General features: G+C 59.7%; 10 protein-coding genes and 1 pseudogene. 6 read left to right on the forward strand and 5 right to left on the reverse strand.

Going from position 1 to position 11,699, the window contains the following annotated elements; all coding sequences use genetic code 11:
- The first annotated feature begins 101 nt into the window (after positions 1-101).
- Together RVM27_RS10865 and RVM27_RS10870 are read left to right on the forward strand one after the other, a co-directional pair.
- Positions 102-1,538, forward strand: coding sequence for an aminotransferase-like domain-containing protein (locus RVM27_RS10865; protein WP_498956559.1), 1,437 nt, complete (start codon positions 102-104; stop codon positions 1,536-1,538).
- Between the two features lie 48 nt (positions 1,539-1,586).
- Positions 1,587-2,540 carry a zinc-dependent alcohol dehydrogenase family protein gene (locus tag RVM27_RS10870; protein WP_498939181.1) on the forward strand — a complete coding sequence of 318 codons (954 nt, stop codon included), beginning with the start codon at positions 1,587-1,589 and terminating at the stop codon, positions 2,538-2,540.
- A gap of 20 nt (positions 2,541-2,560) precedes the next feature.
- On the opposite strand, the pseudogene RVM27_RS10875 reads toward RVM27_RS10870, so the two are convergent.
- Positions 2,561-2,707: pseudogene (locus tag RVM27_RS10875) on the reverse strand (DNA-3-methyladenine glycosylase I); the annotation flags it as partial.
- Between the two features lie 248 nt (positions 2,708-2,955).
- Here RVM27_RS10875 and RVM27_RS10880 point away from each other — a divergent pair.
- Positions 2,956-4,416, forward strand: a complete 1,461-nt coding sequence (locus RVM27_RS10880; protein WP_498956560.1) for an IS1182 family transposase — start codon at positions 2,956-2,958, stop codon at positions 4,414-4,416.
- Between the two features lie 142 nt (positions 4,417-4,558).
- Positions 4,559-5,734, forward strand: a complete 1,176-nt coding sequence (locus RVM27_RS10885; RefSeq protein WP_498956561.1) for an RNA-guided endonuclease InsQ/TnpB family protein — start codon at positions 4,559-4,561, stop codon at positions 5,732-5,734.
- A gap of 50 nt (positions 5,735-5,784) precedes the next feature.
- Here RVM27_RS10885 and pcsA read toward each other — a convergent pair whose 3' ends face one another.
- Both pcsA and pdxR read right to left on the reverse strand, forming a co-directional pair.
- Entirely contained in the window at positions 5,785-6,450 is a 666-nt protein-coding gene (pcsA, locus tag RVM27_RS10890) for a phosphatidylcholine synthase (RefSeq protein ID WP_039175315.1), read from the reverse strand.
- Positions 6,451-6,598: 148 nt separating this feature from the next.
- On the reverse strand, positions 6,599-8,071 hold the full coding sequence (gene pdxR / locus RVM27_RS10895; RefSeq protein ID WP_144981505.1) for a MocR-like pyridoxine biosynthesis transcription factor PdxR: 1,473 nt from the start codon (positions 8,069-8,071) through the stop codon (positions 6,599-6,601).
- A 146-nt stretch (positions 8,072-8,217) separates the two neighbouring features.
- On the opposite strand from pdxR, the gene RVM27_RS10900 reads away from it, so the two are divergent.
- Together RVM27_RS10900 and RVM27_RS10905 are read left to right on the forward strand one after the other, a co-directional pair.
- Positions 8,218-8,667: a GNAT family N-acetyltransferase gene (locus RVM27_RS10900; RefSeq protein WP_039175123.1), complete on the forward strand. Its 450-nt coding sequence runs from the start codon at positions 8,218-8,220 to the stop codon at positions 8,665-8,667.
- 10 nt (positions 8,668-8,677) lie between these two features.
- Complete coding sequence (locus tag RVM27_RS10905; protein ID WP_498956562.1) at positions 8,678-9,133, forward strand: rhodanese-like domain-containing protein; 456 nt, start codon at positions 8,678-8,680, stop codon at positions 9,131-9,133.
- Between the two features lie 21 nt (positions 9,134-9,154).
- On the opposite strand, the gene codA is transcribed toward RVM27_RS10905, so the two are convergent.
- A complete protein-coding gene (codA, locus tag RVM27_RS10910) occupies positions 9,155-10,408 on the reverse strand; it encodes a cytosine deaminase (RefSeq protein ID WP_016915173.1) in 1,254 nt (417 codons plus the stop codon).
- Positions 10,409-10,422: 14 nt separating this feature from the next.
- Complete coding sequence (gene codB / locus RVM27_RS10915) at positions 10,423-11,688, reverse strand: cytosine permease (protein ID WP_498956563.1); 1,266 nt, start codon at positions 11,686-11,688, stop codon at positions 10,423-10,425.
- Between the last annotated feature and the right edge of the window lie 11 nt (positions 11,689-11,699).

Consider the following 11,699-nt stretch of genomic DNA (forward strand, 5'->3'; position numbering starts at 1 on the left):
GGTTTTTTTATTTTTAAGATACAGATAGGCGTGCTATACCTCTGTATGGCAGTTGGGCACGCCATCTGTATGGTGGGGTGGGCTATAAGAAGGGGATTGTCATGACGCGCTATGAAGAAGTCGCCGCTATCCTGCGCGAGCGTATCGAGCACGGTATCTACCGTGTGGGCGACCGCCTGCCCTCCATTCGAGCGGTGTGCCAAGAGCTGGACGTGAGTATCTCGACGGCCCAGGAAGCCTACCGGCAACTGATGGATGTGGCGTTGATCGAGTCGCGGCCCAAGTCGGGTTACTTCGTGCTGCCGAGCCGAGCACCCGCGGTGCTGCCGTCCATGTCGCGGCCTGCCCAGCGGCCGCTGGACATCTCTCAATGGGATCAGGTGCTGGAGCTCGTGGCTACCCAGCGCGATGATCAGCGGCTGTTGTTGGGGCGGGGAGTGCCTAACCTGGAGTACGAGACGCTGCGCCCGCTCTCCAGGATCTTGGCGGGTCTTCACCGTCGCAATGATCTGCATGGTTTCAACTATGACAAGCTGAGCGGCAGTCCCGAGCTGCGCCAGCAGGTCGCCAGGCTCGCGGTCGCGTCTGGCTGCCTGCTGCATCCAGATGATCTGCTGATCACCACGGGCTGTCAGGAAGCGCTGGCCATTGCCTTGCGCACGCTGACACAGCCCGGCGATGTGGTGGCCGTCGACTCGCCCAGTTTTTACGGCACCATGCAGATTTTGAAAGCCAATGGTCTGAAGGCATTGGAAATCCCCACTGATCCGCAAACGGGCATCAGCCTTGAGGCGCTGGAGCTGGCGCTGGAGCAGTGGCCGATCCGCGCCATACAGGTCACGCCCACCTACAATAACCCGTTGGGGTACACCATGCCGGAGGCGCGCAAGCGGGCGCTGTTTCAGCTTGCCCAGCGTTTCGATGTGGCGATTATCGAAGATGATATTTACGGTGACTTGTCCTTTAGCCTGCCAAGGCCGCGCACCGTGAAATCCTTCGATGACGATGGCCGCGTGATGCTGTGCAGCGGCTTTTCCAAAACGGTGGGGCCGGGGCTACGGGTGGGCTGGCTGGCGCCGGGGCGTTATCGCGATCAGGCGCTGCACATGAAGTACGTCTCCACCGGTGCTTCAGCCACGCTGCCCCAACTGGCCGTGGCGGAGTTCGTTGCCAAAGGGCATTACGAGCGGCACCTGCGCCACGTGACCCGGCAATACCAGCGCCAGCGAGACGTCATGATCGGTTGGGTGCAGCGCTATTTCCCGCCTGGTTCGGGCATCAGCTACCCTCAGGGCAGCTTCCTGCTATGGGTAGAGTTACCCGCCGCGGTGGATTGCGTGAAGCTCAATCAGCGTCTGGCGCAGCATGCCATCCACGTGGCGCCGGGTTCGCTGTTCTCCGCCTCCGGCAAGTTCCGCCAGTGCCTGCGGCTGAACTATGCATTTACGCTCACCCCCGCCATCGAAGACGCGGTGCGCACCATCGGGAATATGGCGACAGAGATGGTGGAAGAAGTGCAGGCGCATGAGACGGTATAGTTTTATATCCGTTTGTTTTCATTTATATGCTCGTCGAGGTAGCTGGCCATGCATCGCCATGCTCTCACCTACCGGACCTTCGGTAATCCGCTTGAAACATTGAACATGGAAGCGGCTGAGGTGCCTGAACTGAGCGCGAATAAGCTCAGGGTCAGTATGCTGTGCGCTCCCGTGAATCCCTCTGACCTGATTCCCATCCACGGAGCGTACTCGCATCGCATAGCACTGCCCGCCGTTGCGGGCTACGAAGGCGTAGGGCGCGTGATGGAGGCACCTCAAGCGTATGCTTCGCTGATCGGAAAACGTGTGCTTCCACTACGCGGTGAAGGCACTTGGCAAACGCTTGTGGATTGTGACCCTGCGCTTGCCGTGCCTGTCCCGGATGACATTCCTGATGCTGTGGCTGCACGGGCCTACATCAATCCCCTGGCAGCCTTGACGATGCTGGAAATGTGGCCTGTCAGGGGCAAGCGTGTGCTGCTCACTGGCGCGGGTTCGAATTGCGCAGAATACCTGGGAACGTGGGCCTACCAGCATGGGGCTCGTGAAGTCATTGGGGTATACCGCTCCGAGAGCCGAGCCGCCCGCCTCGAACAGCTGGGTATTCGGCCGCTATCTCTTCAGGATACGTCGCAGATCACCCATGTGGCGCGCGTGTCCGATGTGGTCTTTGACGCCTTGGGCGGTCCAGTGGCCTCGAACATTCTACAGTCAATGGCGCCTGGTGCGATGTTTATCGCCTATGGGTTATTGACGGGGCAGGCTGTTCAATTGGATGGCAAACCTCGCGCTCATTACAGAAGGTTTCATCTGCGCGATAGCTTGGCCAGGATGCCTGCAGACACTTGGCAGCATCAGTTCCTGGCCATCTGGAAGCTACTGAGCCAGCTAGAGATGCCGAATTATCGCGTGTTTGCATGGCAGGATTGGCAGCGAGCGGTCGAGGCGGTGCTGCAGCCACAGAGCCAGAAAAGCCTATTGGACTTTACCCGTCTGGGGTAGGCGATGATGACCGTAGAAAATCAGCCCGGGCGCTGAAACTGCCTGCGGGCCTGTTCCACCTGTTCGCGTGTGATGCAGTGGAGCGAGTGGTCGTTGAGCAGCCCCATAGCCTGCATAAAGGCGAACGCCGTGGTGGGGCCGAAGAATTTCCAGCCGCGTTTTTTCAGTGGATCAGCAAAAACCCGCGTGAACCCTCGCCCACTCGAGGGTGTCGCGAAAGGGGCAAAGCCGTAAAATGAACCTTCTATCTGTCTGAGAGCTTACCGTGTCGACAGCATGCATGCCCACACCCGATGACAGGCAGTTCGCGCTTTTTCAGGCATCGCCTGCTTCGCCCCCTCCATCCTCCCGCGTAACGGCTGGCTCGTCAGGGCGGCGTTTTCTACGAGGTGACGCCACGGCGATTTTCCTGGGCATGACACCGCTTGAAGATCATCTGCGGCAGTCAGGGATTCGTGCCCCTTTAGTGGTGGCCGAACTGCTGGATGCCCAGGACTGGACACCCTTCGAGGATCGATATGCCACCACAGGGCGCGCACCCTATGCGCCACGAGCTATGATGGGGTTGATTCTCTACGGGATCATGCAGGGGGTCTCATCGCTGCGCGCGTTGGAGCGGCTGGCACGTGTGGATTTGGGTGCCATGTGGGTGACCGGAGGCATTGCCCCCGATCATGCCAACATCGGACGCTTCATCTGCTTGCATGAACAGGCGCTGTCACAGACATTTTTCGAAGCGCTGACACGCACCGTTCTCGCCAGGTCCGGAACATCGACAGCCTGCCTGGCGGGTGACGGAACCGTGATCGAAGCGGCCTGCTCTCACTATCGTCTGCTCAAGGAGGAGGCCGTGCGTGCTCGAGTCAGTAAGGCCCGGATCGGCCATCAGCAGGCTCTTCCGGAGCAACAGGACGAGACTCAGCAGCAGCTGGATAGAGCGCACACCTGTGAGCAGGTGCTTGATGCGAGGATCGCGGCACGACGTCGCCATGGCAAGCGTACCGATACGGTTCGTGTCAGCCTGACGGAGCCAGAGGCCGCCATGCAGCGACAGAAGCGTGGACGCGGTTTTGCGCCGGCTTATACGCCCTCCGTCCTGGCCAATGAGGCACGCATCATCGTGGCACACGCTGTGGATCCCACAAGCGAGACGCGAGTGGTGGGTGAGCTGATCGATCAGAGCGAGCGCGTGGAACCCAAGAGCCCACGCGAGCTTCTGCTGGATGCCGGCTATTTTGATGATGGCGTTATTAACGCGACACTGGCGCGTGATGTCAGCCTGCTTTGCCCGCCCAGGCCCAGTACCACTGACAAAGCGAAGGGCCTGTATCATAAAAACCTATTCACTTACGATGCCGAACAGGATGTTTACTACTGCCCAGCGGGGCAGCGGCTTCAGCGCATCAGTCATATAAACGCGTCGGTACGCTCGCGTGAGCAAACGGTTTATGCCTGCAATGCCTGCGAGGGCTGTCCGCAACGGATTGCTTGTACCCGTTCGGTCCGGGGGCGCCGAATCAAACATTACCCGGAGGACGAGGCACGCCTGGCATTGCAACAAATCATGACCCACCCGGGAGCCCAAGCGGTCTTCCGGCAGCGAAAGGCCATGGTCGAGCCAGTGTTTTCAGCGCTACGTCAGCAACAGGGACTGTCTCGCTTCCGGCGCCGTGGGCTGGCGGGTGTCAAACGCGAGTTTTCCTTGCATGCCCTGGCTTACAACTTGGCTCGCGCTGTAGCGCTGAGCCTTTGTCATCATCTCTGGGAGTGGTTGTGGGGATGCCTGGGATTACCTTACCTAGCAACAAAGAAAAAGATCGCGCCTCCCAGGGCGTGCGTGATGATGTCGTCCAGCCATCGACATCGTTGTGTATAGGTTTAGTTTTGAGTCGTTAGGAGATTTGCGACAACCTCACTCGGGCGGAGATACAGGCGGGCAGCGCGATAGCGCTGCTGGGTTTGCGGCATGGGGCCCGGCGGTATAAGCTGTACATACATTCATGCATCAATGGCGCGCCATGCTGAAGGCTACCAAGGTACGACTCTATCCCACGATCGAGCAGGCGGCATTTCTGAACCGCCAGTTCGGCGCGGTGCGCTTCGTCTATAACACCGGCCTTCGCATCATGTCCCATCGCTACCAGCGCCACGGCCAGTCGTTGAGCGCCAAGCACGACATCAAAAAGCTGCTGCCGGTGGCCAAGAAATCCCGCAAGTACGGCTGGCTGAAAGAGGCGGATTCCATGGCGCTCCAGCAGTCTTGCATCAACCTCGATCAGGCCTTCCAGCGCTTCTTCGACCCCAAGCAGAAGGCCGGCTATCCGCGCTTCAAGAGCAAGCGGGGCAAGCAGTCCAGCTATCACTGCGTCGGCGTCAAGGCCGGCGACAACTGGATCAAGGTGCCCAAACTGGGGCCGATCAAGGCCAAAGTTCACCGGCCTGTTGACGGCAAGCTCAAGAGCATCACGCTGTCGCGCACGGTTACCGGCAAGCACTACGCCTCGCTGCTCTTTGATACCGACCAGGCGACCCCCGTGCCGACCATGGACGTTGATACCTCTCGCGTCGTCGGACTGGACATGGGGCTATCCCATCTTGCTATCGACTCAAATGGCCGCAAGGTCGCCAATCCGCGCTTCCTCAAGCAGGCGCAGAAGAACCTCAAGCGCAAGCAGCAGGCGTTGTCCCGCACGAAGAAGGGCAGCGCCAATCGGGCCAAGGCACGGTTACTCGTCGCCAAGGCGCACGAGCGGGTTGCCAACGCCCGCAACGACTTCCAGCACAAGCTCTCTCGACAGCTCGTTGACGACAACCAAGCGGTGATCGTCGAGACGCTGAAGGTCCGCAACATGATGAAGAACGCCCGCCTCGCCAAGCACATCGGCGATGCGTCCTGGCATGCCTTGGTGACCAAGCTGGACTACAAGGCCAAGGAGCAGGGCAAGCATCTGGTCAAGATCGACCCGTGGTTTGCCAGCTCCAAGACCTGCCATGTCTGCCAGCACAAGATGGACGCCATGCCGTTGAACGTCCGGTCGTGGGAGTGCCCCGCCTGCCACACACAGCACGACCGGGACATCAACGCGGCGCTGAACATCAAGCATCAAGGCATTATCGAGCTGAAGGCGGAAGGGCTGTCCGTCTCTGCCCATGGAGGCTTGCGTAAGTCCGGCATGTCGCCGGTTGCTGCCTGAGAAGTGGGAAGCCTCGCCCGTGGCGCGTCAGCGCTTAGGGCGGGGAGCAGTCACGCAAACCATTCCCGAGCGGTGCGCCACAGGCACATGCCGGTGAAGTAGACCGATGTCAGCACCCAGCCCCACAAGGCCCAGGCGGCATGGGTGGGGTTCGAGAGAATCAGCGAAGTCGTGCAGACGCACCACACCAGCGTGACCGTGATGTTCAGCGGCATGAATTGCCGTACCCGGAAAGGGTGCAGAAACTTCATGCGGGTGACGGTGAGGGCCGCCATGAGCAGAATGATCGCGAAGGTGACAAACGGCGGAAAATCAAGAATGTAGAAGTAGGCGGCGATGATGTTCCAGGCAGCAGGAAAACCTACAAAGTAGTTGTCCTGGCTTTTCATGTTCACGTTGCAAAAGCAGAACATGGAGGAGAGCAGGATGATGAAGACCGAGAGCAGTTCGAAGTGGGTGGGCAGCTCGACGAAAAAATAGATGAACAGCGCCGGGATGAATGCCCAGGTGAGATAGTCGATCACCATATCCAGCGTGGAGCCATCGAAGTGGGGCAGAATGGTCTTCACTTCATACTTGCGCGCCAGGGTGCCGTCCAGGCCGTCTACCATCATGGCGGCGCCTAGCCACAGCAGGCAGGCCACGGGGTTGTTATCGATCAGCGCCAACAGCGCCATGGTGCCCAGCAAGACACCGCTGGCAGTGAAGACATGCACGCTCCAGGCCTTGTAGACCGAGGCGCGCGATTCTGTGTGTGAAGAGAGCAATTGAGCCACCTTGACCCCATGGGGAACGGCCGTTCCCTTTCTATCAGGTTTATAAATGAGCGTATAAAGAACGCTACACTACTACAAGAGTGCCCCCCTAGAATACGTTGGTCTTGTGACCATCGCGGGAAAGTGGCGTGTCGGGAGTGCGGGTTTGATGGGCCAGATACGCGTTGCTCAGCCACTGTCCTGCCCAGGCCAGGGTCTGTTCGTTGGCACTGGCATAGCCAAGCACCAAACCGAATCGCTTGTTGGCGGAAAGGTAGTAATGTGACAGTGGCGACAGTGTAATGCCCGCTTGGGCAGCATGACTGACCAGAGCCGTTTCCTCCTCGATACTGCTCAGCTCGGCCAGCAAGTGCATGCCAGCATGCCCCTCCGATAACCGTAAACCTGCCGCAACGGCGGGGGCCAGGGCGGCACGTAAACAGCTTTGGCGGTGACGGTAGGCCGTCCGCATGCGGGTGATGTGGCGGGTGAAGTGACCACTGGCCATGAAGGCGGCCAGTGCCGACTGGAGTGGGTAGTGACCCTCTCGATGTAAACGGGCCTGGGCCCGGCACACATCGGGAGCGAGTTCAGGCGGGGCGACCAGATAGCCCAGACGCAAACCGGGATACAGGACTTTGCTGAACGTGCCCACATAAATGACCGGCGCCTGTTCGGTCAGCCCCTGGAGTGATGGGAGCGGTGGGGTGTCATAGCGAAACTCACTGTCGTAATCGTCTTCGATGATCCATCCACCGCAGCGTTCGGCGACGTCCAGCAGTGCCAACCGACGAGTGACGGGCATGGTCACGCCGGTGGGGTATTGATGGGAGGGGGTGGTATAGATCAGTCGAGGGGCGGGAGCACTCTTTTCGCCCAGTGCCGGGTCGAGCCCATCGGCATCAACGGGAACGGGCGTGACATCGAGCCCAGCTGCCAGAAAGCAGGCTTTGGCACCGCCGTAGCCAGGCTCTTCCATCCAGACCGCGTCGTCAGGGTCGGTCAGTAGCTGGGTGATCAGCTCGAAGGCTTGCTGTGCCCCTTGAGTGATGATGACCTGTTCAGGCTGGCAGCGTACCGCTCGAGAGAGCCTCAGGTAGTCGCTGATCGCCACTTTCAATGCTGCCAGCCCGCCGCCGGTCTGATAATCCATCCACGCCACATCGGCGTTGCGCTGATGCTGGCGCACAAGCCGTTGCCACTGCGCTTCAGGAAACAGGTCCAGGGCGGGTACGCCGGGTGAGAACGCCCGGTAGCCGTTGCTGAGCGTCTTGCTCAGCGCCAATAGGGTGCGCCCTCGGGAAGAGTAGTGAACGGCCTTTGGAGGCGGTGTTGTCTCGGTATCCAGCACGCGAGGCAACTGCGCTACGTAAAGCCCCGCCCCTTGGCGTGCCACCAGCAGCCCCTCGGCCAGCAGCCTGTCCGTTGCCGCGAGGACGGTATTGCGGCTGACGCCCAGCGCATCCGACATGTGACGTGACGAAGGCAGCCGCTGGCCCGCCGTGAGTTTGCCCTGGCGTACCCATTCCTTGAGCGGATGGTATAGCCGCTGACTGAGCGATCGCGTTGCGTGTTGATGCATGCGCAAGGCCAATGCGTCGATGATCCAGTCACTGTCGCTGGCGCTCTGTTTCACTGGTTCTCCTGAAAGGGTGCAAAGTGGCTCTTTTTAAGGAACCACTATAGCGGCAGACTGGGGCATTACTCCATGACTATCGAGGCAATGACATGACCCAGATTCGTCCAGCGGTGTTTGATGACCTGGCTCCCTTGAGTGAGCTGCTCGATGGCTATCGCCAATTTTACCAACAGCCCAGCGACTTGCCGGCTGCACGGAGGTTTCTCGAATTGCGGATGGGGTTGGGCGACTCCTACATTCTCGTCAGTGAGGCGAGCGACGGCTCACTGACGGGGTTCGTGCAGCTCTATCCGGGTGTTTCCACCGTGGGGCTGAATGCTCGGTGGACGCTCAATGACCTCTTCGTGCAGCCAGCGTCGCGCACGCAAGGCACCGGCAGAGCGTTGATGGAAGCCGCCGCCAGGCTGGCCCAGGAGCATGGAGTCGCACGCTTGATCCTCATGACACAGGTAGAGAATCAGCGCGCCCAGGCGCTTTACGAGTCACTGGGCTGGCAGCGCAATACGGCGTTTTATGGCTATCTACTGGATGTGAAGTAAGGAGGCAACGATGACCACACCCCCCATGTCAGTGGTGCTGGCATTTCCACCCGCGCCACCTGACCGCATGGCATCGGCCATGCATGACAAGCTTTGCTACCACACGGATGCCTGGGACGTGGCGCAGGATTTGGCCGCAGGCATCAACGACATCGTGGTGATCGATGCGCGTAGCTTCGAACACTACTGTGCCGGGCACATCCCTGGCGCCATCAGCCTTCCCCACAAGGAAATGACTCCCGAGCGCTTGGCGGAGTTGGATAAGCAGCGCGTCTACATCACCTATTGCGATGGGATTGGGTGTAACGGCTCTACCAAAGCGGCCTGGAAGCTGGCCAGCGCAGGGCTACAGGTAAAAGAGCTGCTGGGAGGTCTGGACTTTTGGCGACGTGACCAGCATCCGGTGCAAACCGGGGCGCAGCGCGGCAGTCTGGACGCCTCGGGGCTCAACGAGTGCGGTTGCTGAGCCTGCTCGAATCCGCAAGCCCTAACCAAGCCACGGTGGCGTCACGATGCGTGCGGGCTCCCGCTGCATGATGATGTCACCGTGGCGGACGGAGAGCAGTACGTCACCCTGGTTGCGTAGCACGCTGTAGTCGTCTTCTCCATCCAGCAGGTTGAAGCTGGCGGGTTTGCCTACCTCGATACCGTAACGTGCCTCGATGTTGAGCGTGCGGGCGCTGTTGTCGGTGATCAGCGACAGCGCCTGGCTGAAGTCCTGATAGCCCATCATCTGGCAGATATGCAGGCCAAAATCCAGCGTTCGCAGCAGCTTGCCGTTGCCCAGCGAGTACCAGGGGTCGAAGATGGAGTCTTCGGCAAAACAGACGTTGATACCGGCTTCGTTGAGTTCCTTGACGCGTGTCACGCCGCGCCGTTTGGGGTAGGTGTCGAAGCGCCCTTGCAGGTGGATGCTCTCCGTGGGGCAGGAAATGAAGTTGATGCCCGAACGCTTGAGCAGCAGAAACAGTTTCGAACAGTAGGCGTTGTCGTAGGAGTGCATGGCGGTGGTGTGGCTGGCGGTCACGCGGCTGCCCAGCTCATGAAACAGTGCCTCACAGGCGAGCACTTCGAGAAACCGCGAGTTGGGATCATCGATTTCGTCGCAGTGTACATCCACCAGGCGGTCGTACTTGATGGCCAGCTCGATGACGCGCTTCATGGACGCCACGCCCAACTCTCGCGTGTACTCGAAGTGAGGAATGCCGCCTACCACATCGGCGCCAAACTCCAGCGCCTCTTCCATGAGCTTGTCGCCGCCAGGGTAAGAGAGCAGGCCATCCTGTGGAAAGGCCACCACCTGAATGTCGATTTTGTCCTTCAGCTCGTCTCGCAGTGTGCAAAGGGTTTTCAGGCCTACCAGGCTGGGGTCGCTGGTGTCGGCATGAGTGCGCACGAACTGCACGCCGTTGCCGATCAACAGGTTGAGGGTCTTCAGTACGCGCTCCCGAATGTCCGCCTCGTCGAGCAACGGCTTACGCTCTCCCCAGCGTTCGATGCCCTCGAACAGCGTGCCGCTCTGGTTCCAGTGAGGCTCGCCAGCGGTCAGGGCCGCATCCAGGTGGATATGCGGCTCGATAAACGGCGCACACAGCAGTTTGCCGCCCGCATCCCTCTGGCCTTCGCCTGCCGTTTGCGGCGCATCCTGAGCGGTGATTGCGGTGAAGACGCCGTTCTCGATATCCAGCCGATAAAGCCCAGGACGCTGGCGAAGGCGGGCATTGATGATCTGCATGTTCATAAACAGGTGCTCACTTATTGTTTGGCTGTCGATGGGAAGCTATCACCCAGCGTAGCGTGCTTCAGACGTAGCAGCACGGCGTAGCTGCCTGCCGCGACTACGACACCCACCAGCGGCGGTAGTAACGGAGAAAAATAGGCAGCCCCGGCACCAATGGCATAGGCGGCGAGGCCGCGCCGATTGAAATCGGGTAGCTGCGCAGAGGCCAAAGCAGGGTAGCGGCCTCGGTGCTTGAGCCAAAAATCAGCCATGATCACCCCGCCCATGGGAGGGATAAACGTGCCGAGCAGCACCAGAAATGGAATGAGCAGGTTGTACATGCCACCTACCGCCAGCACGGTACCAATGGCGGCGCCGCTGACGGTGACCAAGCGGCGCTTTTCGGTGCGCAGCAAGTTGCATCCCGCCACGGCGAAGTTGTAAATCGTGTTGTCCTGGGTCGTCCATATGTTCAGGAACAGCATCAATACCGCGAGGGAGAGAAAGCCTTGGGCAATGAGAACATCGACGATATCTGCCTGCTGGTAAATCATCGTGCCCAAGGCACCGGTCAGCACCATCAATCCATTGCCAATGAAAAAAGCGCCCAGCGTTGCGATCACCGCAACTTTCGGCGTCCTGGCAAAGCGACTCCAGTTGGTCGCCTGGGTGCCACCGCTGATGAAGGTACCGATAATCACGGTGATCGCCGCTGCGACACTCATACTTTCCGTTGGCGTTTGCTGGCTTAATCCTGCAAAGCCGCGCACATCGACCAGCCCGGTGAACAGGCTGACCAGGATGAAGAGCATCATGGCGGGTACGGCGAAGCGCGACAGCCAGTCCATGCCTCGATAGCCGATCATGGCGGTCACGCAGAATCCAAAGCCAAACAGCACCATCAAGGGGATTTCCAGCCATTCAGGCATCCCCGTGGTGCGTACCAGCACCAGGGCTATCGTGGCGGTTCCCCAGGCGTACCAACCAATCTGGGTGAAGCCGAGGATAATGTCAGAGAGTTTGCTGCCTTTTTCGCCGAAGCAGAACCGCCCCATCAGGACGGCATTCAGGCCGCTCTGGCAGGCGATATAAGCCAGCGTTGCTGCGTAGATACCCAGTAGCAGGTTGCCTGCCACGATAATCCACAGTAACTGGCCAATCGGGAAGGCTTGGCCCAGGGAGCCACCCGCCCACATGGTGGCGGTGAAAAAGGTAAAGCCAAGCAGTACCGCTGAGGTAGAGAGTAGCCCTTTCCGAGCTTGGAGGGGTACTTCGCTAAGTGGGTAGTCTGAATGGTGCATCTTTTTCCCCT

This window comes from Halomonas sp. KM007 (assembly GCF_050709225.1).
In the GTDB taxonomy this organism is placed as follows: domain Bacteria; phylum Pseudomonadota; class Gammaproteobacteria; order Pseudomonadales; family Halomonadaceae; genus Vreelandella; species Vreelandella hamiltonii.

What these genes read in the sequence shown, in the direction of transcription:
- RVM27_RS10870 (WP_498939181.1), top strand. Translation starts at nt 1,587, where the DNA reads ATGCATCGCCATGCTCTCACCTACCGGACCTTCGGTAATCCGCTTGAA.
- pdxR (WP_144981505.1), bottom strand. Translation starts at nt 8,071, where the DNA reads ATGCATCAACACGCAACGCGATCGCTCAGTCAGCGGCTATACCATCCG.
- RVM27_RS10865 (WP_498956559.1), top strand. Translation starts at nt 102, where the DNA reads ATGACGCGCTATGAAGAAGTCGCCGCTATCCTGCGCGAGCGTATCGAG.
- codA (WP_016915173.1), bottom strand. Translation starts at nt 10,408, where the DNA reads ATGAACATGCAGATCATCAATGCCCGCCTTCGCCAGCGTCCTGGGCTT.
- RVM27_RS10905 (WP_498956562.1), top strand. Translation starts at nt 8,678, where the DNA reads ATGACCACACCCCCCATGTCAGTGGTGCTGGCATTTCCACCCGCGCCA.
- RVM27_RS10880 (WP_498956560.1), top strand. Translation starts at nt 2,956, where the DNA reads ATGACACCGCTTGAAGATCATCTGCGGCAGTCAGGGATTCGTGCCCCT.
- RVM27_RS10900 (WP_039175123.1), top strand. Translation starts at nt 8,218, where the DNA reads ATGACCCAGATTCGTCCAGCGGTGTTTGATGACCTGGCTCCCTTGAGT.
- RVM27_RS10885 (WP_498956561.1), top strand. Translation starts at nt 4,559, where the DNA reads ATGCTGAAGGCTACCAAGGTACGACTCTATCCCACGATCGAGCAGGCG.
- codB (WP_498956563.1), bottom strand. Translation starts at nt 11,688, where the DNA reads ATGCACCATTCAGACTACCCACTTAGCGAAGTACCCCTCCAAGCTCGG.